23 protein-coding genes and 2 pseudogenes are annotated in these 23,266 nt (G+C 64.2%); 16 read left to right on the top strand and 9 right to left on the bottom strand.

All coding sequences use genetic code 11. The features are described from left to right. Window positions 1-31 precede the first annotated feature (31 nt). From ACQPW1_RS10800 to ACQPW1_RS10790, 3 genes and pseudogenes are all read left to right on the top strand, one after another. A complete protein-coding gene (locus tag ACQPW1_RS10800) occupies window positions 32-1,882 on the top strand; it encodes an IS481 family transposase (RefSeq protein WP_433665201.1) in 1,851 nt (616 codons plus the stop codon). A gap of 238 nt (window positions 1,883-2,120) precedes the next feature. Further along, window positions 2,121-2,936, top strand: a complete 816-nt coding sequence (locus ACQPW1_RS10795) for an SAM-dependent methyltransferase (protein WP_433662586.1) — start codon at window positions 2,121-2,123, stop codon at window positions 2,934-2,936. A 360-nt stretch (window positions 2,937-3,296) separates the two neighbouring features. Further along, window positions 3,297-4,472: pseudogene (locus ACQPW1_RS10790) on the top strand (IS110 family transposase). 27 nt (window positions 4,473-4,499) lie between these two features. Here ACQPW1_RS10790 and ACQPW1_RS10785 read toward each other — a convergent pair. The 3 genes from ACQPW1_RS10785 to ACQPW1_RS10775 all read right to left on the bottom strand — a co-directional run bounded on the left by ACQPW1_RS10785 (window position 4,500) and on the right by ACQPW1_RS10775 (window position 6,834). Then, the gene (locus ACQPW1_RS10785; protein ID WP_433662585.1) at window positions 4,500-4,784 is read right to left on the bottom strand and encodes a hypothetical protein; all 285 of its coding nucleotides are present in this window, start codon (window positions 4,782-4,784) and stop codon (window positions 4,500-4,502) included. Window positions 4,785-5,008: 224 nt separating this feature from the next. Further along, complete coding sequence (locus ACQPW1_RS10780; RefSeq protein ID WP_433662584.1) at window positions 5,009-6,307, bottom strand: IS256 family transposase; 1,299 nt, start codon at window positions 6,305-6,307, stop codon at window positions 5,009-5,011. A gap of 290 nt (window positions 6,308-6,597) precedes the next feature. Beyond that, window positions 6,598-6,834: a hypothetical protein gene (locus tag ACQPW1_RS10775; protein ID WP_433662583.1), complete on the bottom strand. Its 237-nt coding sequence runs from the start codon at window positions 6,832-6,834 to the stop codon at window positions 6,598-6,600. Window positions 6,835-7,610: 776 nt separating this feature from the next. On the opposite strand from ACQPW1_RS10775, the gene ACQPW1_RS10770 reads away from it, so the two are divergent. From ACQPW1_RS10770 to ACQPW1_RS10760, 3 genes are all read left to right on the top strand, one after another. Next, window positions 7,611-7,952: a hypothetical protein gene (locus tag ACQPW1_RS10770; protein ID WP_433662582.1), complete on the top strand. Its 342-nt coding sequence runs from the start codon at window positions 7,611-7,613 to the stop codon at window positions 7,950-7,952. Window positions 7,953-8,029: 77 nt separating this feature from the next. Further along, a complete protein-coding gene (locus ACQPW1_RS10765) occupies window positions 8,030-8,863 on the top strand; it encodes a helix-turn-helix domain-containing protein (RefSeq protein ID WP_433662581.1) in 834 nt (277 codons plus the stop codon). A gap of 209 nt (window positions 8,864-9,072) precedes the next feature. Further along, entirely contained in the window at window positions 9,073-9,774 is a 702-nt protein-coding gene (locus ACQPW1_RS10760; RefSeq protein ID WP_433662580.1) for a PAS and ANTAR domain-containing protein, read from the top strand. 252 nt (window positions 9,775-10,026) lie between these two features. Here ACQPW1_RS10760 and ACQPW1_RS10755 read toward each other — a convergent pair. Beyond that, window positions 10,027-10,968, bottom strand: a pseudogene (locus tag ACQPW1_RS10755) (transposase); the annotation flags it as partial. A 179-nt stretch (window positions 10,969-11,147) separates the two neighbouring features. Between ACQPW1_RS10755 and ACQPW1_RS10750 the strand changes: the two are divergent. From ACQPW1_RS10750 to ACQPW1_RS10740, 3 genes are all read left to right on the top strand, one after another. Continuing rightward, complete coding sequence (locus ACQPW1_RS10750; RefSeq protein ID WP_433665200.1) at window positions 11,148-12,224, top strand: tyrosine-type recombinase/integrase; 1,077 nt, start codon at window positions 11,148-11,150, stop codon at window positions 12,222-12,224. Further along, complete coding sequence (locus ACQPW1_RS10745; RefSeq protein WP_433662579.1) at window positions 12,221-12,550, top strand: helix-turn-helix domain-containing protein; 330 nt, start codon at window positions 12,221-12,223, stop codon at window positions 12,548-12,550. The genes ACQPW1_RS10750 and ACQPW1_RS10745 overlap by 4 nt, the downstream gene beginning before the upstream one ends. A gap of 395 nt (window positions 12,551-12,945) precedes the next feature. After that, window positions 12,946-13,758 (top strand): hypothetical protein, encoded by an 813-nt coding sequence (locus ACQPW1_RS10740; RefSeq protein ID WP_433662578.1) that lies wholly within the window; start codon window positions 12,946-12,948, stop codon window positions 13,756-13,758. Window positions 13,759-13,985: 227 nt separating this feature from the next. Here the strand turns inward: ACQPW1_RS10740 and ACQPW1_RS10735 are convergent, their stop codons facing one another. Together ACQPW1_RS10735 and ACQPW1_RS10730 are read right to left on the bottom strand one after the other, a co-directional pair. After that, window positions 13,986-14,177 carry a hypothetical protein gene (locus tag ACQPW1_RS10735; protein WP_433662577.1) on the bottom strand — a complete coding sequence of 64 codons (192 nt, stop codon included), beginning with the start codon at window positions 14,175-14,177 and terminating at the stop codon, window positions 13,986-13,988. Between the two features lie 10 nt (window positions 14,178-14,187). Next, complete coding sequence (locus ACQPW1_RS10730; RefSeq protein WP_433662576.1) at window positions 14,188-14,712, bottom strand: transposase family protein; 525 nt, start codon at window positions 14,710-14,712, stop codon at window positions 14,188-14,190. 35 nt (window positions 14,713-14,747) lie between these two features. Between ACQPW1_RS10730 and ACQPW1_RS10725 the strand changes: the two genes are divergently transcribed. The 3 genes from ACQPW1_RS10725 to ACQPW1_RS10715 all read left to right on the top strand — a co-directional run bounded on the left by ACQPW1_RS10725 (window position 14,748) and on the right by ACQPW1_RS10715 (window position 16,740). Continuing rightward, window positions 14,748-15,269, top strand: coding sequence for a hypothetical protein (locus ACQPW1_RS10725; protein WP_433662575.1), 522 nt, complete (start codon window positions 14,748-14,750; stop codon window positions 15,267-15,269). 293 nt (window positions 15,270-15,562) lie between these two features. After that, a complete protein-coding gene (locus ACQPW1_RS10720) occupies window positions 15,563-16,006 on the top strand; it encodes a nuclear transport factor 2 family protein (RefSeq protein WP_433662574.1) in 444 nt (147 codons plus the stop codon). Continuing rightward, a complete protein-coding gene (locus ACQPW1_RS10715) occupies window positions 16,003-16,740 on the top strand; it encodes a phosphohydrolase (RefSeq protein ID WP_433662573.1) in 738 nt (245 codons plus the stop codon). Before ACQPW1_RS10720 ends, ACQPW1_RS10715 begins: the two co-directional genes overlap by 4 nt. A gap of 31 nt (window positions 16,741-16,771) precedes the next feature. Here the strand turns inward: ACQPW1_RS10715 and ACQPW1_RS10710 are convergent, their stop codons facing one another. Next, window positions 16,772-17,806 carry an Lrp/AsnC family transcriptional regulator gene (locus ACQPW1_RS10710; RefSeq protein WP_433662572.1) on the bottom strand — a complete coding sequence of 345 codons (1,035 nt, stop codon included), beginning with the start codon at window positions 17,804-17,806 and terminating at the stop codon, window positions 16,772-16,774. Here ACQPW1_RS10710 and ACQPW1_RS10705 point away from each other — a divergent pair. Both ACQPW1_RS10705 and ACQPW1_RS10700 read left to right on the top strand, forming a co-directional pair. Beyond that, on the top strand, window positions 17,789-18,391 hold the full coding sequence (locus ACQPW1_RS10705) for a VOC family protein (protein WP_433662571.1): 603 nt from the start codon (window positions 17,789-17,791) through the stop codon (window positions 18,389-18,391). The genes ACQPW1_RS10710 and ACQPW1_RS10705 overlap by 18 nt on opposite strands. A gap of 44 nt (window positions 18,392-18,435) precedes the next feature. Then, window positions 18,436-19,404, top strand: coding sequence for an alpha/beta hydrolase (locus ACQPW1_RS10700; protein ID WP_433662570.1), 969 nt, complete (start codon window positions 18,436-18,438; stop codon window positions 19,402-19,404). 111 nt (window positions 19,405-19,515) lie between these two features. On the opposite strand, the gene ACQPW1_RS10695 is transcribed toward ACQPW1_RS10700, so the two are convergent. Both ACQPW1_RS10695 and ACQPW1_RS10690 read right to left on the bottom strand, forming a co-directional pair. Beyond that, window positions 19,516-20,241 carry a hypothetical protein gene (locus tag ACQPW1_RS10695; RefSeq protein WP_433662569.1) on the bottom strand — a complete coding sequence of 242 codons (726 nt, stop codon included), beginning with the start codon at window positions 20,239-20,241 and terminating at the stop codon, window positions 19,516-19,518. Next, window positions 20,238-20,711 (bottom strand): hypothetical protein, encoded by a 474-nt coding sequence (locus ACQPW1_RS10690; RefSeq protein WP_433662568.1) that lies wholly within the window; start codon window positions 20,709-20,711, stop codon window positions 20,238-20,240. Before ACQPW1_RS10690 ends, ACQPW1_RS10695 begins: the two co-directional genes overlap by 4 nt. A gap of 39 nt (window positions 20,712-20,750) precedes the next feature. Between ACQPW1_RS10690 and ACQPW1_RS10685 the strand changes: the two genes are divergently transcribed. Next, the gene (locus ACQPW1_RS10685; protein WP_433662567.1) at window positions 20,751-22,781 is read left to right on the top strand and encodes a TIR domain-containing protein; all 2,031 of its coding nucleotides are present in this window, start codon (window positions 20,751-20,753) and stop codon (window positions 22,779-22,781) included. Beyond that, window positions 22,774-23,103: a hypothetical protein gene (locus tag ACQPW1_RS10680; RefSeq protein WP_433662566.1), complete on the top strand. Its 330-nt coding sequence runs from the start codon at window positions 22,774-22,776 to the stop codon at window positions 23,101-23,103. The genes ACQPW1_RS10685 and ACQPW1_RS10680 overlap by 8 nt, the downstream gene beginning before the upstream one ends. The last annotated feature ends 163 nt before the right edge of the window (window positions 23,104-23,266 follow it).

The raw sequence follows: 23,266 nt of genomic DNA, 5'->3' as shown, positions 1-23,266 counted from the left end.
TACGGGGCAGTCTCAGGAGATCGGGGCCCGGATCAAGGAGCTCGAGGACCAGCTCGCCGCGCTCGCTACCGCGCGCAGCGCCTTCCTGGATCCACTGCCCAATCTCCCGGACGAGGATGTGGTATCCGGCGGCAAGGAGGCCAACCAGACACTCCGCGTGGCCGGTCGGAAACCGCAGCACGATTTCCTCGCGAAGGACCAGTCGGTTTACAAGTGGAAGACCAAATACCAGGCCGGTGGTGTCGAGGCGTTGCGTACCGGGTCGAGCCGGCCTCGGACGAGTCCGACTCGGATATCGGCGGAAGTCGAAGCTTTGGCGTGTGAGATGCGGCGGGCTCATCCGCGGTGGGGTGCGCGGCGGATCGCATTCGAGCTCGCGCAGGCCGGGGTGGCGTCGGCGCCGTCGCGGGCGACGGTGCATCGGATCCTGGTTCGTAATGGTTTGGTTCGACCTCAGCCGCAACGGCATCGCCGCAAGTACCGGCGATGGCAGCGGGAAGCGCCGATGCATTTGTGGCAGTTGGATCTGGTCGGCGGCATTCACCTGGCCGACGGGCGGGAGTGCAAGATGCTGACCGGGATCGACGACCACTCGCGGTTCATCGTCGTCGCCGCGGTACTGGCAGTGCCGTCCGGTCGTGCGGTCGCGGACGGCTTCCTCAAGGCGATGCGCGTCTATGGGGTGCCGTCAGAAGTGTTGACCGACAACGGAAAACAGTTCACGGGCCGGTTCACCCGGCCGCGCCCAGCGGAGGTGTTGTTCGAGCGGGTCTGCCGGGAGAACGGGATCACCACGCGGCTGACCAAGCCGTCCTCGCCGACGACGACGGGGAAGATCGAACGTTGGCATCAGACCCTGCGCCGGGAGCTGCTGGACCCGTCAGGGGTTTTCGCGGACCTGCCGACCGCCCAGGCGGCGATCACGGCGTGGGTTCACACCTATAACCATTCGCGCCCTCACCAGGCCCTGGATATGGCGACGCCTGCCAGATTGTTCCGCCCCAACGCTCAGCCGGAACCGGTCAGGGTCGATACCGCGCTGCCTCCGCTCGCCGATGTCGCCGCATACCCCACAACCGTCACAACGGTTGTCCCGCAACCCGATCCCGCAGTGCTGTTGGCACCCTCGGCGGGTGCGGTCGAGTTCGACACCGTGATCGCGGCCAGCGGCATGGTGTCGCTGATCCCGGCCGTCCAGCGGATCCGGATGGGCGCTGCGCGGGCCGGGCAGCGCGCACACGTGTGGGTCGACGAGCACACCGTCCACATCCTCATCGACGGTCAGCTGGTCAAAACAGCGGCCTCCAACCTCGACGCCGAACACATCCAACAGCTGAGAATGCGAGGCGCCCGGCCCGCCGGGCCACCACCAGCAGGGCATTCTGTCGAACACGCCGACACCTTGGCCGCGGGCGCGGTGATCGAGGTCGACCGGATCGTCGATGTCAACGGAGTCATCATTCTGGCTAAGAACCGACTCAAGATCGGGACCGAGCTGGCCGGCAGGAAGGTGACGCTGCGGCTCGACGGACACCTCATCCACGTCGTCCACGACGGCATGCTCGCCAAGACGCTGCCCTCAACGATTCCCGCCGACCACCGCACCAAGCTCCGCGGCTCACGCACGGCCACCACCCAACTTCCACCACCAGCACCAGGCCCCATCAGCGTCCAGCGACTCGTCCCCGCCGACGGCGTCGTGATGGTCGCTCGCCAGCGGCTCCGCGTCGGTCGCACCTACGCCGCACAAATCGTCACCATTCACGTCGAGGACACCCACTTCCGCGTCACCTGCAACGGCGCCGAACTGTCGCTGCATCCCCGCGACACTCAACACCCAGTGACCCGCTGGAAAGCCAAAATCCATTCCCCCCGAATCTGATCCGAATATCCACGAGGTCTCGAGACCTTCAACCGGGTCATGAGCGCCTTGCGTCAACCAGGTCCTGAGCCCTCACACGACATTCGGGGGGGAACCTCATTCAGTGCGGGCGCGGCAAAAGATGGGCGGGGTGTGGGAAGTAGCGCCCTCGGCGGGTCGGGGCCGGTATGTTGATTGCGTATCGAGGGTTTTCGTGGGTAGTTCACCGGAACGGTGATGTCGCGACGAGGAGGCGCTGATGCCCGCTTATGACGATCGTGGTGAGGTGCGGTTGCGGCCGGATCAGGCGCATCCGGCCCGCATGTATGACTACTACCTCGGCGGCAAGGACAACTTCGGGATTGACCGAGACTTCGCGGCCCAGGTCGCGAAAGTGTTCCCCTCAGCCGGGCCGGCCGCGCGGATCAATCGGGAGTTCATGCATCGCGCCACGCGCTGGATGGTCACCGAAGCGGGCATCGACCAGTTCCTCGACATCGGCACCGGCATCCCTACCGAGCCGAACCTGCACCAGGTCGCCCAACAACTCGCTCCCGAGACGCGCGTGGTCTACGTCGACAACGATCCTCTGGTGTTGACCCACGCGCGAGCGTTGATGCAGGGCACCGAGCAAGGACGCACCGCCTACGTTCAAGCCGACGTCAACGACCCGACCTCGATCCTGTCCGCACCACAGTTGCTCGAGACCTTGGATCTGAGCCGGCCGGTGGGCCTGAGCATGATCGCTCTCATCCATTTCGTGACAGACGACCAAGACCCGCACGCCATCATCACCACCCTGATGAACGCCCTGGCACCAGGCTCGTTTCTCGCACTCACCACAGCCACACCCGATTTCGCCCCCGACACCTTCGAACGCATCACCACCATCTACCGCGAAGCCGGAATCCGCGTGCAGTTCCGCAGCCATGACCAGTTCGCCAGCTTCTTCACCGGGCTGGAACTAATCGAACCCGGTGTCGTGGTACCGCACCGCTGGCGCCAGCCAGAAACCGATTTCCCCGGATCCATCGACGCGGACGTGTCTGTATTCGCCGGGCTCGCCCACAAGTAAGGCTACTTGGGTTCCGTCCGGGTCCGTGTCGATGCCACCGCTGCCGAAAGGCGTCCTGAAATCGGCTAGTTATGGTTCGTTGCCGGATGCGCAGGTAGTCAGGATACTCGCGGTCGTATCGCGTCCCCCCGTTACCTTATTCGTGGCCCTGAAACCAGGGCCACGGTCGCCAGGCCCGGTATGACTCAATGCCCCTGTCTTTCCCATAATCCGGGGGGTGGTGTCGCCGGGTTCCTGGTGGCGTCGACGGACCGCTGATAGGGACAGGGCCGAACGTAGGTCTCTTCGTAACGTGGGTGCCGGGCGTTGACGCCAGATCGGCGGCCGTTCATAGCTTTTCGACGCGATGAGGATTGCGACGTGACACAGGCGTATGCCGTGTTCTGCGGCATTGACGTTGGCAAGGGCGAACACCACGCGGTCGGGCTCGAAGCAGCCGGAAAACGGTTGTACGACCAGCCATTACCGAACGACGAGACCAAGCTGCGAGCAGTGTTCGAGCGGCTGGCCGCCCACGGACCGCTACTGATCATCGTCGACCAACCGAACACGATCGGCGCACTGCCGGTCACCGTCGCCCGCGCCTGCGGCCACGACGTGGCCTACCTCCCGGCCTGGGGATGCGCCGCATCGCCGATCTCTACCCTGGTCAGGCGAAAACCGATGCCCGCGACGCATTCATCATCGCCGACGCCGCCCCGGACCATGCCCCACGCCCTGCGCCGGGTCGACACCGGCGACGAGGCCCTCACCGAACTCGGCGTCCTGGTCGGCTACGACGACGACCTCGCCGGAGAAGCCACCCGCACCAGCGGCCTGCTCACCAGCATCCATCCCGCCCTCGAACGCGTCCTCGGCCCACGCACCGCCCACCCAGCCGTGCTCGAAATCATGTCCCGCTGCGGCGGGCCGGCCGGCATAGCAGCCGCCGGAGGCCGCAAGCTCACCCCCATCGCGGTCAAACACGCACCCAGAATGGGCGCACGGCTCGTCGAGGAAATCCTGGCCGCGCTGCCCCAGCAGACAGTCACCGTTCCCGGCGCGAAATCCGCCGAAATCGTACTTCCGGACCTGGCCGACACACTGAAATCCGTTCTGCTGCAAGACAATCCCTTGCCACCGACATCGAGAGGATTCTCGATGACCATCCTCTTTCCAAGGTACTGACCTCGATGCCTGGCGTCGGAGTCAGGGCCGGCGCCCGCATCCTCCTCGAAGTCGGCGACGTCTCAGCGTTCGCCTCATCCGGGCACCTCGCCGCCGACGCCGGCATCGCCCCGGTCACTCACCGATCCGGCAGCTCCATCAAGGGTGAACACCCTGCGAGATCCGGCAACCACAAACTCAAACGAGCCTTCTTCCTGTCGGCGTTCGCAGCCTGCACGACCCGGCCAGCCGCGCCTACTACGACCGAAAACGTGCCGAAGGCAAAAACACAACGCAGCCCTCATCTGCCTCGCCCGACGCCGCTGCGACGTCATATTCGCGATGCTCAAAACCAAACAGCCCTACCGCATTCCAGCACCGATGGCCTGATCGACACCAGCTGCCCGTCAACCGAGGTCAGGCATCCGACCCCTCGGCACGCCGAGCCTTGGCCGACATACCGTGCTGCCACCAATCGATCGCCTCACCCTCAGCGGCCATGTCTTCGATGACCTGCGCGGTGGCTTCCACTTGCGCACCTGACTGGCTGCAGAAAGTCCACAACCGCTGAGCGGCGCGATGGTACTGGTGGATCACCCCATCGACCTCGAACGCATCCAACTGCCCGGCACGGAACCGATCTACAGCCCGGCCGACGTGCTCGACCAGCTCGCCGAGCCGCGCTTCGTGATACGCCGACACACGACCTCAAGCAGCCCGCCGCTCACCCTTCGACACCACCTCAATCACGCTACCGACCTGCAGACTCCACCGAAGCCGCTACTAGGCAGACCATCAACCCACGACTTGACAACGAACATAGGGACCCCTACGACGACACACGACCACTGCCGTAGCCAGAAGGTCGAGCGGCGTGTGCAGTGAAGGGGTCTGTCCAGATAACGGTGTAACTCGGCTTGATTGAGTTATCGTCGTCCGGCGGTGAGTCGGCCTTCGAAGGTGATGTCGAAGGCGTTCAACGCCGCTTTCCATCGGGTGATCCATCGCTTCTGACCCTCGCCGGTCGGGTCGAGGGCCATGACCGCGAGGTAAACGCATTTCAAGGCGGCATGCTCGTTCGGGAAATGGCCGCGGGCGCGGACTGCGCGGCGGATGCGAGCGTTGACCGACTCGATCGCGTTTGTCGAACAGATCACGCGCCGGATCTCGGTGTCGAACGCCAGGAACGGGGTGAACTCGGCCCAGGAGTTTTCCCAAAGCCGAACGATCGCAGGATATTTCGGTCCCCAGACCTCGGCGAACTCGTAGAACCGTTCCAGCGCCGCGGCTTCGGTCGCCGCGGTGTAGACCGGTTTCAACGCCTTGGCGATCGCCGCCCAGTCCTGACGGCCGGCGTAGGCGAACGACGCCCGCAGCAGGTGAACGATGCAGGTCTGGACGACCGCGGCCGGCCACGTCTGCCCGATCGCTTCGGTGAGCCCCTTGAGTCCGTCGCAGACGAGCATGCACACGTCCTCGACGCCGCGGTTTTTCAGCTCGGTGAGGATCTGCAACCAGAACTTCGCGCCCTCCCCGCCGTCGCCGGCCCAGAGCCCGAGGATCTCGCGACCGCCCTCGACCGTGACCGCCAACGCGACATAAATGGGCCGGTTGGCGACCTTGCCGTCGCGGATCTTGACGTGGATCGCGTCTAGGAAGATCACCGGATAAACCCTGTCCAGGGGCCGGTTCTGCCATTCGGCCATCCCGTCGAGCACCTTGTCGGTGATCACCGAAATGGTCTGTTTCGAGACGTCGGCGCCATAGACCTCACGCAGATGCGCCGAGATCTCACCATGGGTCAGACCTTTGGCCGACAGCGACAACACCATGTTCTCCACCCCGCCGAGGCGGCGCTGGCGTTTGCGCACGATCTGCGGTTCGAAACTGGCGTCGCGGTCACGCGGGACGTCGATCTCGACCGGACCGACATCGGTCACGATCGTTTTCGTTCGGGTTCCGTTGCGCGAGTTGGGTGTTCCGCGTCCGGCCGGGTCGCTGTGGTCGTAGCCGAGGTGGTCGGTGATCTCGCCGTCGAGCGCGGACTCGACCACCAGCTTGGTCAGCTGCGCCAGCAGCCCGCCTTCGCCGGTCAACTGCAGCCCGCTGGCGCGGGCCTGGGCGACCAGCTCGCCCACCAGTTCGGTGTTCAGATCCGCCTTCGCCTGCTTGCGCTTGCCCACCGCAGCAGTATCGGCCACATCGGCCGGCGTCGTATCAGACATCAAGTGCCACTCCTTGATTCGGAGTTACACCGTTGTTTGTACAGTCCCCAGTGAAGCTGCAGCGGGTGTTGTGCGCGGTCGCGTTGGTTTTGGGTGGCCGCGCGGGAGCGCGGTTGACCGGACAGCTGACGGCGCAGGTGAGCCGGATAACCTTGCTGCGGCAGGTTCGTGCACTGCCCGATCCGGTGTCTCACTCAGGGACCGGCTGGTGTGTTCGCCGATGCGACATCCGGCAGTTGCAGTTCGATGTCATTCATGCGCCAAACTGACCGGACAGCGCACGTGCTTCGCTAACTGTTGTCGGCGTTGTCGCTGTTGGCGATGATCGTTCGGACGCGTTGGAGGTCGTCACGTACTCTGGCGCGCCACGTGGCTGCGAATTCGGCACCCAGAAGGCTTAGCCCGAGGTCTTCGGGGAGCGTCTCCAGCGCTGTGGTAAAGGCGGTGGCGATGACTTCGAGTCGCTGACGCGTCGAGGCGTCGGTGCCGGCGTCGTCCTGTGTTGCGTTCGGTCTGGCCTCAGTCATGTGCGGCACCTCTCGGGCGGGAGTCGGTCAATGGCAGCCAAGGACGGTCGGCCAGTGGAGTGATACAGGGCCAGCGCGAGCGGATCAGAGCCTCGGCCTTCCAGATGTATTGGCGGCCAAGAGATACGCCAGCTGTCTAGAGCTTGAGTTCCCATTGTCCGGCGGCATTCAGGACGCAAACCACGGTGACGCCAACCTGCCGTCCGTCGACTCGGGCGGCGGAAGTCCAGCACTGTTCCTCTGTCGGGAAGGATGCGGGGGGTGACTGGACCGGACCGTTCGCGCCACCTCCAAGAATTGCGGACGAATTAGGTTGTCCAGCAGTAATTCCCGCCGATGCAGCCATCATCGCCGCACCGAAGGCGATCATCGTTGCCACCGCGGTCGACCGTATGATTTTCGGGCCGGTCTCGGACTCGTTTGCGGTCTGACTGGTGCGCTCGCGCGTCGTACCCGATCGCCGAGGTTCAATCCTTGGTCGTGGTGCGTGCCTTGTCTGCTCAGGCCGTTCGTGAACGCCGACCCTCATGTGCTCACCCCGTGTTGTTGGTTGTTACCAAGCGGCGAGCTGCTCGCGTGTCTACTGTCGTTGGCCGGTCGGGCCGAGTGGAATGCGTATCGGCGCTTGGTCTTTCGGTCACAGTACGAGCTATCCAAATTTGTTAACGCTGTAAATGTAGAAACTTGCAAGACACACTGGATTTCGTTGACCAGCTGAACGAGACGCGCCGATGATCTTCGCAGACAAGCCATTTCGATAAGCAGGGGAGCTTGCGATGAGCGTTCGATTTCTAGGAACCAGCTCGAACTACGACGGGTCGCCGACCCTGTTTGCCACCGCCACCGGGTATCTGGTCCAGGGGTGGCTGGTCCAGGACCGTGAGGACACCATCGAGATACCGCATCGGTTGCTGGCCTTCCTCGAGCCGGGGACCTGCCTGAGCGCCCGTCTCGAGGACACCGGCCGGGGCACCTTCCTGTTGTCGGGCACGCCGGTATCCGACTCGAGCATCCTCGCCGAGATCGAAGTGCCCAGCCACGAGCGCTGTATCGAAGTACCCAGCGCACGGGAGATCCGGCCCGACGACTCACCTCTCGTCAACACGGTGACGGCGTGAGTAAGCACAGCCGCACATCGATGTTGCCGGTCGAGCTGCGGGCTCCCCCCGATCGATAGCGACTATCGTCGGCACTCGTGGGTGATGCCGAGCAGGAACGCGCTGAACTGGGTGCACGGCTACGTGAGCTCCGCCACCGTGCGGAGCTTACCGGCCGTGAACTCGCCCGCGCGGCGGGCTGGGACCCGTCTCGAGTCAGCCGATACGAGACCGGTCGGCAGACTCCGTCCGAAGGCGATATACGAATATGGTGCACCCTCACCGACGCCACCGATCAGATCCCGGACCTGATCGCCTCGCTGCATCACATCGGACTGTCCCAGCTCGAATGGCGCCGGCTCAGCTCGCGGCGGCTTCAGCACCGAACCGCGCACATCGAGTCCCGCTCTCGGCTGATCCGCGGCTTCGACTGCTTCCGGGTTCCGGGCCTGCTACAAACCCTCGACTACGCGACCGGAATCCTGCGGATGGCCATCGAATTCGTCGGCTCCACCGAATCGGTGGACGATGCGGTGCAACAGAGGATGGACCGCCAGCATGCCGTCGTGCGGCGCAAGAAGCACCACCTGCATTTCATCATCGCGGAACAGGCGATGTACACGACGATCGAGGACGACGCCACGATGGTTGGCCAGCTCGAGCATCTGCTCGACTGCACACGCATGCCCAACACCACCCTCGGTGTCATTCCGCGTATGGCAACGCTGTCTGTTCCGGCGACCAGCTTCCTGATGTACGGCAATACCGAAGTCGTCATCGAAACGATGTCATCGAGTCTGTCGATTACCCAACCCGGTGAAATAGCCTTGTACGACAAGGGGTTTCAGCGGCTCTACGGCCAGTCCTTGATCGGTGAGCGCGCCCGCGAACTCATTCACCGCGCCCTGACCGCTCGCACCGGCTCCGACTAAGTGCAGCTGTCCCGGTCAAGGACGACTGCAGCCGCTACCCGGATCTCCATGATCTCGCAGTCGGGCGGCCGTCCGCCGTGGGCAGTCCTAGACGGCCTAAACCGGGACGGTTCACGCAGACACGGCTCTCGAGGCGGCCAGTCAGTTCTCCGCGTTCCCGCGAAAGTGGAGGCCTCACTGACCCGCCCGTAACATTCTCGAGTACACCGGTGGATGATTATCGAATAGACGACGTGGCGCCAGGCCTTCCTCAGAGCGCGGAAGCTCTGGAGCGTGTAGTGAGCGGGACGCCGCAGGCTGTTGGCAGCTTCCGTTTCTGGTTTGCCGACCAGCGCTGGGAGTGGTCGGATGAGGTTGCACAATTGCACGGCTACGTCCCTGGTTCCGTGGTCCCCACTACTGACTTGTTGTTGTCGCACAAACATCCTGAGGATCGTGCGAAGGTAGCCGCCACCATCGCGGCCGCAGTGGAGACGGGCGCACCGTTCAGCAGTCGCCACCGCATCATCGATACCGTGGGCACAGTCCGCTGTGTGATCGTGGTCGGTGATCAACTGGTCGATGCCCATGGGATGGTCGTCGGAACGACCGGCTATTACTTGGACGTGACCGAAACTCTGGCGCAGAATACGCGCGAAGTGCTCGATGACGCGCTGCCGGACCTGATCGAAGCCCGCGCGCTCACCGAGCAGGCCAAAGGCGCGCTGATGGTGGTCTACGGAATCAATGCCGAACAGGCGTTTCGGGTGTTGCAATGGCGCTCACAAGAAACCAACACAAAGTTGCGTCATCTGGCTGAGCGATTCGTGGGTGCGATCGCTGCCATGGGTGGTGGACCGACTCCGCAGCGGACACGCTTCGACTATCTGCTGTTGACCGTGCACGAACTCAACGATCCTGAACCTCACTGAGAGACCTAGGAGAAGACACTCCTGCCCGACACCGCTCGACGAGCGATTCGGCCGGCAATTAAACCCGCATGCCACATGGACAATCGAGTCGTGGCTTTGCCCATGGCATGCTGATGACCCAGGTCGGCATCGTTGCCGTCGCGCAGGATCGGACCCCGAGGCAAGGTGGCGCGACTGGTGTTGGTTTCGTGTGAGCGTCAAAACTTTCAGTCGTAGGCCGGCGGTGACCGCGTCGAGGTCTCGGCGCAGGCCTCGAACGAACGAGTGCAGAGCGGGGAAGTCCTCGGCGTCAACGGCTTTCATCCACTGTTCGAGTTCCCGCCCGCGGAGCTGACGCATGATCGTGGCGAAGGCGCGGACGTGACCGGCCAATTTGGTGAGTTCGGGGCTCGAGGCCAGGATTGCATCGAGGCGCCGCTGATCGTCGGGATGAAGGTTGGCGGGGTCGGTCATGATCCAGGTGACGACGCGGCGAACCGACGGTGGCTTGCGGGCCGGGCGAGGAATGCGGCCGGTCGTGCGGAACTGCTGCAAGTAGTTCATGACGATCTTGGGTCCGCCGCGATAGCCGAGGCCTTTGATCTCACCGAACAGCTCGGTGGCGTTGGTGCACCCCTCGTTCCATCGCTGATCCAGGTGAGGCTTGAACTCCTCGAGCAGGCTCCGGCGCTGCCCGGTGCCGGTGTTAACCAGCAACTCCTCGACGCTGGCCGCTCGCGCGAAGCGCCGGACGGTTCCGCGGGCAAGACCCAGGCGGGTGCTGATCGCCAAGATGCTCACTCCGTCGTCGAGTAGTGCGTGGACTGCGGCATAGCGTTCGCGGGCTCGCACGGCCCACTTGTCGGTCCTTTCCGCAGGTGGCTCGATCCTCGCGGCAGTTACCGGGATGTCCTGCGTGGGCACGATCTGTGGCTCGGCATCGGAGTCCGTATCGGCCATGGTGTCTTCGGCGACGATGTTCAGGCAGTCGCGATGTCGGGCCGTGACGCGTTCGACCGCTTCGCCGAGGTTGTGCCAGATATGCCAGCGGTCTGCGACCTGCAGCGCATGGGGTGCTCCGGCGGCGATGCCATCGGCATAGGCGCCAGCGCGGTCCCGGCAGACAATCTCGACGCCGGGATGGGCCCGCAGCCAGGCAGCGAGGGTTTCGGAACGGCGGTCTTCGAGCACATCGACCGGGCGGCGGGTGTTCATGTCGATCATAAGAAATAATCCCGGAGTTCCCTATGGTCATGGGGGTAGGGCATCCTGCATGCCAGCGGGTTTCGGTCGATACTGGCATCATTCGGCCGATTGAGCCTTCTTCAACTTTTCTGAAGTTGTATCGTCTTCGCCATCGTTCGTGCGCGAGTGGTGAAGGCGAGGTGGCGCGGGTGGGTCTGGCCGCGGTGCGGGAGCTGCGTGAGCGGCGGGTTGCGGCAAGCCCGGAGCAGATCGCTGAGTTCGAGACCGATGCGCTGTCGGGTTTCGTGCTCGCGCGAGCGGCAGCGGGGCTGGCCGACAACACAATTCGCTCGGATCTGTCGAATCTCGAGCAGATCCGCGCGTGGTTCGGGCGGCCGTTGTGGGAGATGGAACCCGCCGACGCGGACACCTATTTCGGCAAGGCACTGCGGTCGGCGCCGCGGAACACCTCGCTCGCGAGGGCGCAGGCGCTGAAGACCTACTTCAACTTCCTGGAACTGCGCTACCAGGTCGAAATCCATGTTCTGACAGGACGAGTCGTCGAATGCCCGATCGATGAGATCAATCGGCCGCGTGGACAGCAGCGCGCCGCGCTGCGGATCCCGCCCAGCGCCGAGCAGATCGACCGGTTCTTCGCGGGCTGGCGCCAGGAGTTGGTCAGCTGCCGGAAGTTCGCGCCGACGGCCCGCAACTTCGCCGCGGCCAGGTTGATGGCTGGTGTCGGTTTGCGGGTGAACGAGACTCGCAGTCTGGATCTGGCGGACGTGAAGTGGGATCTGGGCCGGTTCGGCAAACTGCATGTGCGCCATGGGAAAGGAGCGCGCGGCAGCGGGCCTCGCGAGTGGATGGTGCCGCTAATCAACAACGCCGACCGGACCCTGCGCTGGTTCGTCGAGGATGTCTGGAGCTGCTTCGGCGACGACCATCATCGTCTCGGCGCGTCCTTGTTCCCGTCCGAGCGCAAGAACGTCGACGGGTCGGCGGCCCGGATCAGTAGCGAGACACTGCGGGCCGCGCTGGGAGATGCGGCCGCTCGGCACCTGCCGGAGTGGTCGGATCGGCTCACACCGCATGTCCTGCGGCATTTTTGCGCCAGCCAGCTCTATCTGGCCGGGATGGATCTGATCGCGATCCAGCAGACCCTCGGTCATGTCTGGGTCGCGACCACGATGCATTACATCCACGTCCACCGCACCCATATCGAAGACGCCTGGATCGCTGGCCAGCAGCGGGCCGCGGACCGGCTGGGAGGACTATTCTCATGAAATGGACCCTGCGCCTGGCCGCGGCCAATCGCGGCATCTGGAAGGCCAGCGAACTACAGCGCATGCTCGCCGAACACGGGCTGATCATCAGCGCCGGGAAGATGTCCGGACTGTGGTCGACCGACTCGCTGACCAGCATCAAACTGGCCGACCTGGATGTCATCTGCACCGTCCTCGGCTGCGAGGTCGGCGAGCTGCTGATCCCCGAACCCGAAAAAATCACCCGCCCGACCGACCAGACCGATGTCGCGCCTGCCGCGGTGTCGGCCTCCGGCGGGCCGGTGGTGCCCAAACGCCGGGACGGCCGTTCTCTTCCGCCGATCTGATGGGCGGGATCCGCCCGGACAAGCCCGCGGCCAGCTGCGTGGAGTGCCTGTGCTGGGGCGTTCTACCCGGCACGTGTTGTCGCGCCTGCTACACCTTCCGCAACCTGCATCCGCCCGGCCGCTGCGACGCCTGCCGACGGATGGTCCCGGTCAAGGACGGCTACTGCCGTCTGTGTCGGGCCCAGGCCCTCCTCGACGCGAAAGCCGCCGGGAAAACCGCAGTGTCGCAACCGTTTCTGCGCGCGGTGAGCTGTCAGCAGCTGTTCTTCTCCCGCATGCACCGTGACCACTACCGGATCCCCGGCAGAATTCGGCTCGGAAAAGCTGGGACACCCAGACACAGGGCCAGTCGGCCTGAACCAGCGACGACGTCGGCACTCGGACAACAGTTGTGCTTGCCGTTCGATTTCCGGCATGACTACAGCCGGTTCGACCGCTACACGCACGCCGATCCCACCGACCCTATCGTCGTTCAAGCTCGTTGCGCCGCAGGCGATTTCGGAGAAGCTCGCGGATGGTCACGATGGTTGATCAAATCGGTCCGGGAAGGGCTGACGATCGTGCTGTCGCGCCGTGTCCCCGACGAGAAGGTCCGCTATTCCGAGCTGGCGACCATCGTTCGGCACCACGGGCGCGTCGCGGAGATCCTCGACCAACTCGCGCTGCTGGATGATGACCGCGTTCCCGCGTTCGACACGTGGCTGGATCGCAAGCTCGACGGTGTCACGCCCGGCATTCGCCGCGAGATCGAGGACTGGGTCCGGGCACTACACCACGGCGGGCACCGCACCCGGCGCCGCGATCCGCATACCGGGCGGGCCTACCTCAACGACATCCGGCCCGCCCTGCTCGACTGGTCCGGCCGCTACGACAACCTCCGAGAAGTGACCCGCGAGGACATCCTCAATGTCGCAAATGCCTTGCGCGGCAACCGACGCCGTCACACGCTAGTTGCTCTGCGGTCCCTGTTCGGCTTCGCCAAGAAAACAGGAATCGTCTTCCGCAACCGACGGCCCGGATCCCCGTCGGACCCAACACATACAGCATCCTGCTGCCCCTCAACCGGGACGCGATCAACGAAGCGGCCAAGGCTGCCACCACACCAGCGGCCCGGCTCACCCTTGCCCTCGCCGCTATCCATGCCGCCCGCACCACCGACATCGGCCGGCTCAAACTCGACGACGTTGACCTCGGCAACCGGAAACTGACCGTCGCCGGCCGAACTCGTCCTCTCGACCACCTCACCCACCGGGCACTGACCGAATGGCTGACCTACCGCCACACGCACTGGCCAGGCACTGCCAACCCCCATGTCCTGATCAACCGCGTCACCGCGGTCCGCGACATCCCCGTCGGCCGGGTCTGGATCACCAAAGCATTCTGGGGACTCACCGCCACCCTCGACCGGCTCCACATCGACCGCCAACTCGAAGAATCACTCACCCACGGCCCCGACCCACTCCACATCGCCGCCGTGTTCGGCGTCAGCTCCGGCACCGCCATCCGCTACGCGGCCGCCGCCCGCCAACTCCTCACCACCCCCGCCGAACTCCACCAGGCTCCCTGAGTCACCGCGAACCCAAGCACTACTCTTGACCTGGAAGCCGTCCACTCCTTGGGTTCCCACTGAAATTCCTTCACTTCCACTGAACTCCGGGCTTTCGGATCGTGCCGTAGTGATGCCCGCGCCGCAGGGCGAAGTCATCGACCCCGAGCACACGAGGGGTCGCCCGGTCCGGATCGGGCAGTGCACGGATCTGTCGCAGCAGCGTCATCCGGCTGACCGTGGCCGCTAGATGCCGGGTCATCCGAGCCCCCCGGCGACCGCCCAGTGCCAGCGCGACCGCACGCAGCAAGTGTTGCAGGATCCTCGTGCGCCGGGCATGCCGCGCCGCCAGCCCCGGCAGCTGTTCAGCGAAAGTCCTTCGCCCGCAGTCGGAGTTGTCGCAGAACAATCGCCGGACCAGTAACCGGATCACCACCTCCCGGCCGGTGATCGCGGTGTCGGACAGTCGCCGCCGATAGCGGCTATGGACCCGACGCGTCGACGTTCCGCAGCCCGGACAAGCGACCTCCTCGTCGCGGGTACTCACCTCGAGGTCCACCCGAAGCCCGACCGCGGTCATGCTGTCGATCTGCAGCCCAACCAGATGGGGGAACATGACCGCGAGCGGTCCAAGATCAGAGCCCCGGTGACATGATCGATCATCAAGCGCCCGTTGGCAATCCAGGACCGGTCAATCACGCAAACCGTGCCAGATCCAGGATTCAAGCTGCCGTTGACAACCTGAAGGTCGCGGCCGCGGTGCTGGACTTCGTGTGTGAGGACAATGGGACAGATGAGCGCAGCCGTGCGTGGTATGGCGAGTACACCGAGATTCAAGGCCGTTCCCCGTACGAGACGAACCCGCCGGGCATGAATCTTTTCCTGCGGACGTTGGGAGACCGCTACCGCGTGCTGCGCTTCACTCCGTGGAGCCGACAGAAGCTCTGTGGTGACGTTACGGGGTTCACTAAGCGGCTCAAGGAAAACATTGTGGCTCACAAGGGTGATATGAAGGCGCGCTGTTCCAGCGAGGCCGGAACGCAGAAGTTCTTCGACGACAAATCCAACGATCTCCTAGAGCTCACGAAACGAGAACGCGGGAGCGAAGGGAAATATGAGACGAAGTGGGCTTGTCGGGAGTACAAGGGTGAATGTCAGGAAGGTAAGCCGTAGCTGATCACTCGGGTCAAGCGCGGGTGAGTGCGGTCCGCAGCGCGGTGTCCGGTGTCGCCACCGGCTTGTTTCTGCGGACCCTCTCACCGAAAACAACGGGTGCGTTTCCTCGCACCTTTGCGGGGGTGAACACGTCGATCCCGCCCCATACGCAGACGATCATGGCTGCGGCGCATCCGCGGAGAAGTTGTGGCGTCGGCGCTGCCTATGGTGAATTCCTGCATAAGGATTGCGGGTTTGATGATTTCGTGCGTTCGCGGGCTGGACACGGGTGCCGCACGATGATCGTTGCCATGAGTACATCTGAGAACAAGGAGTTGGTGCGCCGGTTCTTCGAGCTGTTCACCGGGAAGCACCCCGCGCAGGCGCTGGATCTGTTGTCCGATGAGGTGACGTGGTGGACCAACGGGGAACCAGGACGCAACATCTGGGCAGGCACGCAGACCAAGGCCGAGATGATCGAGTCGTTCAGTGGGTTCAGCGCCATCTTCACGACCGGTTTGGTGATGACCCCGGTGGGATTCGTCGCTGACGGCGATAAGGTGGCAATGGAAGCCGAATCCTCTGCCCAAGTGGTCAACGGCAAGTCCTACCGCAATCAGTATCACTTCCTGATCGAGGTACACAACGGCAAGATCACCTCGGTGCGTGAGTACATGGATACGCAGCACGTCACCGACACCTTCGCCGATATCAGCGCGGGATCCCCCACCATCGGCGACAGGGTGGGGTCATGAACACGACGTTGGATTGGGAATGGGCACAGCGTAGTTCGGGGAATCTGTCGCCGCGGCAGAAGCTACACCTGACGCGGATGATTGTCACCGAGGCTCCGTCCGCGATCGTGGGCGCCGTGCGTTACCGGCTTGGCCGGTACGGCGGCGCCCGGGCCGAGCTGGGCGCGTTCCCGGATTCGCGGCTGGCTCGACAGGCCGTGGATCAGGCGCGCGAAGATCTGAGCCCGCATCTGCTTGAGCACGCCTATCGCAGCTACTTCTTCGGTAAGGCCCTTGCCGGTGCCGCGGGAGTTGGGGTCGATGACGAGTTGGTGTTCGTCTCGTGCCTGCTGCATGACCTGACGTTGGAAACGCCCACGCCGGGGCAGTGTTCCGCCTATGTCAGCGGCATGAGAGCGGCCGAGCTGGTCCAGCTCTGGGGCGCGGCGCCGGACCGGGCTCAGGCTGTCGGGGCTGCGGTGTGCGGTCACATCAGCCCGCACGCGGGGCTCGATGATCCAGCGGGGTTCGTGCTCGCCGGCTCATCGGCCGATGTGGTGGGTCGCGGGCTGGAGCGGTTGGACCCGGCCTGGGTGGCGCAGGTGCTGAGCCGGTATCCGCGGCGCGGCCTCAACAAGAAAGTCATCGGGGCCATGCAAGCCGAAGCGGCGGCGGTGCCCGATGGCCGGGTGCGTCACGGCGACCGGATGGCAAAGATATCGTTGATGATCAAGCTCTCGCCGTTCACCGAATAGCCCTGCACGACCACCGTTTCCGCGTTGATATTCAGGAGTTGGAGATCCCAGGTGCGGGCGTGATGGTCTCGATGCAGCGTCCTCGGGGGTCAAGTACGCGGCTGTATGCCTTGACCGTGTGGTAGGCGATGGCGCGGTCGGTGATGCTCAAATGGGGTTGCTGGCGACCTATTTCGGTTTCGAAACGGTCGGTGTCGGCGATCGAGTGCAGGTAGACACCCAGGATGATGTTGTGGGGTCCGGCGACGGTGACGCAGAAGCGGGTTTCGGGCAGTTGGGCCAGGCTACGGGCGGTTTCGGCGAGCAATCCGGTGGGTGCGCTGGCCCAGTACGCCGCGGTGATGGGCCATCCGGCGAGTGGTCGGGCGAAGTCGCATTGCCAGGACAGGTAGCCGGTGGCTTCGAGGTGGTCGAGGCGTCGTCGTGCGGTCGATGGGCTGATGCCCAGTTGGGGGGCGAGTTCGGCGTAGCTGGCTCGGCCGTCGAGGTGGAGCAGCCGCAGCAGTTCGTAGTCGTTGGGGTGCAGTTCACCGGATGTTTGGGTCGGCCGGTGGTAGGCGGCTTGGATGCGGCTGTGTTGATCCGGGTCAAGGGCGTCGAGGCGCCAGCGTCCTGCTTCGGCGAAGAATCCGGTCATGATGCGATTTGTCGTGCGTTGCACGCCGTGCAGCGCGCCGAGTCGGTCGGTGACATAGCGTTCCATGCTCGGTAGGTCTGTGGTGAACACGACCACGAGCAGATCGCGGCCGCTGGCCAAGCGGTCGATCATGATCGTGTGCGGATCTCGGGCGATGATGTTCGCTACGCGCATGGCGTGTCCTGGCGCGCAGTCGATCTCGACCAAGGCGGTGCAGGATCGGGCCACGTAAGCCTGGGTGGCGGTGGTGGTGACCCAGGCACACCCTGCGGCCTTCAATCGGGCCCAGCGCCGCGTCAAGGTCGCCGGGTCGGTGCCCAGAACGGGCCCGAGCAGGCTCCAGGGAGCGCGTGGATAGATTTGCAGAGCGTTGACCAGGGAGAGGTCGAGTTCGTCGACCCCGACTGATTCGTGCGTTTCCTCGCTCATGATGGCATTTTCCTGCATTTCGCGTCGGAGTTGTCGACGCAACGCAGTATTGGCGGGCACGCGTCTGACGTGCGCGACATCGACGGGACAGGAGCGTGGACGATGATTCGAGGGATTCACCACGTTGCGGTGGCAACCCGCGATATGGACAGGTTGCTGCCGTTCTACCGAGATCTGCTGGGCTGTGAAGTCCTGTTCGATATCGAGATACCTTCGGGTACGGACCGCTTCGACAACATGACCGCGCTGCCCGACGCTGCTGCTCGTTGCGTCATGTTGCGCGCGGGCAACGCCTATATCGAAATGTTCCAGTACCGCAGCCCGCACCCACCGGCAGGAAACCCCAGCCGGCCGTTTAACGAACCCGGCTACAGCCATTTCTGTTTCGACGTGACCGATATCGATGCCGAGTACGCGCGCCTGTCGCAAGCGGGCATGGTCTTCCACGCGCCACCACAAGCCGCCGAAGACGGCAAAGCCACCTACGGCCGCGACCCCGACGGCAACGTCATCGAACTGCAAGAACTCTTCGGCAATGGGCTTGGCATCGCATTGCCGTGGCTGCCGCCGCAGGCGCAGAGCTAGGCCAGCCACAGCACTCACGCAAACGCCTCGAAGGAAGGCCGGACATGCCCGCACACAGCACCGATGACCGTCGCTACTACCGGGATCAGGATTCGTGGCGCGAATTACAGGAGTTTCTACCTCTCGGTTACCGGCTCCGCGAGGATCGTGTTCCGTCGGAGGAGTTCTGGCAATGGCGCGGAAACGCGATACACCTGGATCGATACGCCCGCCCCGAATCGCCGGTGAAAGTAGTCCTGCACCACGGCGTGGGCACCAACGGACGACAGCTGTCGCTGATCCTCGGCGCACCGCTGGCCGAATTGGGATTCGAGACCGTCGCGATCGATAACCTCGGCTACGGAATGACCACCGTCGCCGCCCGACAGCAACCGAGCTACACCGACTGGGTCGATATGGTCGCCGATTTCGTGGCCGCCGAATCCGCCCGCGATCCACGCCCGATCGTACTCTACGGGCTCAGCGCGAGCGGCATGCTCGCTTATCACGTGGCGGCCAAAGGCAGCGCTGTCGCGGGAGTGGTGGGGATGTGTTTCCTCGACGAGCGGATCGGTGAGGTCCGGGCCAAGACCGCAGCGAGCAGGGCCTCGGCCCGCATGATCCCATTGACGCTGGCCCTGGCACGAACACCCCTCGCGCGGTTACAGGTACCGATGCGCACCGCATCGAAGATGAGCGCGTTGACCAACAACCCGGCAGCACTGGCAGTGATGCTGGCCGATCAGAGCTCCGCGGGCAACGCGGTGACACTGCGATTCCTGGCCAGCTATCTGACCTACACCCCGGCGGTGGAACCCGAAGACTTCGACACTTGCCCTATCCTTCTCACTCAACCCACCGCAGACCGATGGTCACCGCTGCACCTGAGCACACTGTTCCTCGACCGCGTCACCCGCGTCGACAAGACCGTGGTAAGCCTCGACGGTGCCGGACATTACCCCCTCGAAGAACCAGGGCTGCGGCAGTTGCTTGACGCGGTCGCCGACTTCGCCGAGGCGGTCTCCCAACCCTGAACAACGCCGCAATCGAATTCCGCGTTGCCGACCAGTCGTGGGGACTTCCGGTTCGAAGCGAGTTCATCGAGCGTGTGCACCAGGCGCCGCATGGACACACGCGCGCTGATCCTAGGAGCCCGCAGCTCTCGTTCGATGATCAAGTTTCCCATACCCGACCGAGACCTGCGGCAAGAGCCGGTCCGCCAGGGTCGCGTGGGTCGTCGGCGAGAGCACCACTGATTTCGTCAATACGAGATCACGGCTCATTGGACGCCCCCCCCGCTGTAAAGGAGCACCGTCGTCGTTGGGGGCCTCGGGCAGGAGATAAGCCGCTCCGGCAACGTCGGCCAGTATCTTCGCCAACTCGGCGAGCGACGCGCGGGTTCTCGACAGCTCGTTGCGCACCATCGGCAGTTGGTCCCAGTCACGTTCGTGCTGCACCGGGTTCACGCTGTCCGGCCGTTGCGCCTCCCATGCCGCGAGCGCCGGATGCCATTTGGTCAGCAGGGGCCGCAGCGCACCATTGAGAACTCCGATTGCCAGCACACCAAAAGTGATGGTTTCCTTCCGTCCACGGGGCGCCACCGCGGGGCCGTACTTTCGCAAGATCTCGCGGGTACTCTCAAATACTGAATACACACTGGTCAGGGCCTCGCGAACCAGACCCTCATCGGGGCGCAGCTCGACAACGGTGACTCTCGTGATCAACTCGACATACAGTTCCCACGCGGCTTCACGCTCAGCCTCGGCCGGCTCCCAAGTTCCGGCGATCTCTCCGACGAACGGCAAGCGCAGCTTCACCGCTACTTGCTTTGGCCTCAGCGAACGCCGTGCTCGGCCGTAACCGCCGCTCATCGGATCTCCTCGTGGTCAGCGATCAAAGAGCTGGCACCAGCCAGCTCTGCCAATTCGACAGCTATGGTCGTCAGCTGTAGTCGTGCACGCTCGAGATCGTCGCGCAGAGCCGATCGATCGGGCCACGCCCGCTCCCGATCGACGGGTCCCGCGCCGGTAGAGGCTGCTACGACACTGACCAGCCGCCTCTTCCATCGAGTCAGCAACGGTCCGACGATGTCTTCGGTGACTGCCCAGGCCGCCGTCTGGAAGGCACTCATTTCACCGGGGGTGTCGTGCGGACCGCGCTCGCGCAGAATTTCCCGAACTCGGTCAGCGAGCACTTCCAGGCTACTGAGCGCCTCGCTCAGCAGCCCTTGATCCCGTGGCAGCGGTACCACGGCGATACGGGTCGCCAGCTCGACATGTAGCTGCCACGCTGCCATGTGGTCATCGATTTGGTTCCTGGTACCCGAGATCGGCCGTGTCATCGGGCAATGATACCGATCGGGTAGCCTCACGCAGCGATGATGCCGGTATGGGATGTCTTTCTGAGCTACTCACGTTCCGACGCCGAACCCGCACTGCGTGTCGGACACGCGCTGCGCGACGCCGGCCTTCGGGTGTTCTGGGACGACGTTGGCGTCGAACCTTTTCAGCCGATCTCCGAGACCATCCTGCGCGAGCTCGGTCGTGCCAAAGTTGTGTTGGCCTACTACTCCCGCGACTATCCCCACCGCCGCGCCTGCCAGCACGAACTGACGGCAGCCTTCCTCGCGGGACAACACGAGGGCGACCCGCGGCGTCGAGTGCTGATCATCAATCCCGAAACGAACACCGACCACATCCACCCGATCGAGCTACGCGACGCCCGCCACGCGTCCCTGCCCGAGGACGAGACGGAATACCGCACACTCGCCGCGGCTGTGGCCGTCCACACCGCACAAATTCCCACCGTCATCGATGCGGTCCGCCAATCGGCAACAACCCATTGGTTGCCCGCCCCAGCCCGGCATAGTTCGTCACGATTCGCCGGGCGGCTACCTCAACTGTGGCAACTCCATTCCGCGTTACACCACCACCGCGCCCCGTTGACCGGACAACACGGCGGACAGGTCGCGGTGGTGCACGGAATGGTCGGGAGCGGCAAGTCTCGGCTAGTCCTCGAATACGCCCATCATTTCCGGGCGGCCTTTCCCGGCGGTATTTGCTGGCTGACCGCCGACGCCAGCGATCCCTTGCAGACACTGCACCGCCAGCGGGCGCTGATCGCGCAGGCCATGCAGGGATCTCCCAGCTCGACCAACAACGCCGCCCAGGACATCGCACAATTGCAGCGAGACCCGTTTCTGTGGGTCCTCGACAACATTCCTCCAGGCCTGCGCCTCGATGACCTGCGCGAACTGTTCGGACCCCACATCGCCGCACATACGGTCCTCACAAGTACGGACCGTCGATATGCCCGCCTCGGCACAACGATCGAAGTAGGTCAACTGCCGAGCCAGGACGCTACCACGTTGCTGCCGCCCAATTGGTCCGACTCCGATCCCGGCACCATCGCGCAGGTCATCGAAAAAGTGGACGGTCACGCCGAGGCATTGACCATCATCGCCCGACTCAGCAGCACTGACGCCGCATTGACCGAACTCCACTGCGGCCCAACTGCTCTGGCCGACCTCGCGGACCGGCTCCTTCGGGATCTCGACCGTGACCACCGCGTGGAGCCCGCCATCACCCGCGACGTGCTGCGGATCATCGCGGTGCTGGAACCGGCGCCGATCACCACCGACCACCTCGCCACTGTCATCGGTCGGCTGCATAACCTCGACGCATTCACCGCGCGCCGCACCCTCGACACCGTAGCTGACATACTCGACAACCTCGCCCTGCTCCGACCGCGAACCGATCAGACACTGAGCGTGTCATCCCTCACCGGCCACATCGTCCGCGCCTTCGATCCTGACACGCAGAGAACCGCCCAAATACGATCACTCACACTAGGCACCCTCGCACCGCCCCCGAGCCGACCACCCATGCACCACAAACATGTCCGCACAAGCCTCCTGCGAGGTTGCTGGTCTTTGCAGGTCGAGCTCGCCCACCGAATCTCTGTGCTGAATCAACCTGACCACGGTCTCCGTGAAGCCCTGACGGTGCTGTACTCGTTCGTGGACTTCATCCGAAGCGTGCTTACCGACAGCGGCCCTGCCCCCGAGACCCGGCCCCTGCAAGAAATCTGTACCGCGCTACTGGCCCAGCACCTCCGTCCGATACTGACGCACTGGCATCCGGAGCTGCTCAACCACGAACTCACCAGACAACCCCATATCAATTCAGACACGCACGAGCGCAACTGGACACGCGCCCGCGAACTCCGCGCTGACCTCGCTGCCCTACGGGAATCGCTCGCCACCCATCTGCACCACCTCAGCTCGATCACCGGCAGCCCCACACGGGCTATCTCAGAGTCCTCGGCAAAGCCACACCACCTAACGGGGCCTGCGATTCCGCGCGCAGGGACGCGTCCGACCGGCAACGCCTCACCCCCGGTTGATGACTGACGGGACCCCGACGATCGTCCCCCTCCTGAACGGCCGGGCGGTGGCTGGCAGATTCATGCAAGTATCCCTCTCTCGAAACCGGTTCGCTGAAGCCGAGCAGCCGTTGTCCGAGGCCCTCGCGACCATGCGGTCTCGGCACCGTCGGTTCGATGAAGCGGAAGTTCTTGTCGCCCTGGGTGACCGAGCACTCGGGATGGCCGATCGGGTCGGCGCGCTCGGCTACTACCGTGCTGGGCTTGGTATCTTCACCGAACTCTGTTTCGCTGAGCAGATTGCCGAAGTCGAAGCGCTCATCCCGTTCGCGTCTCTACCGAGTCGCTGATGGCGCAAGCCACGTTGCAGTCCTGGCGACCCAATCTTTGATAGCCCGCGCGGGCACCGACTCTGGCAGCGGGTGGACATCAACCGAGGACGACCCGGAGCGGTCTCGAATGCGGGTGGTTCGCGATAGGGTTCCGTTTCAACCGGAGCATCGGGATCGTTGG

The organism is Nocardia sp. CA-128927 (genome assembly GCF_050955855.1).
Classification (GTDB): domain Bacteria; phylum Actinomycetota; class Actinomycetes; order Mycobacteriales; family Mycobacteriaceae; genus Nocardia.
This window is presented reverse-complemented; position numbering and strand designations above follow the sequence as displayed.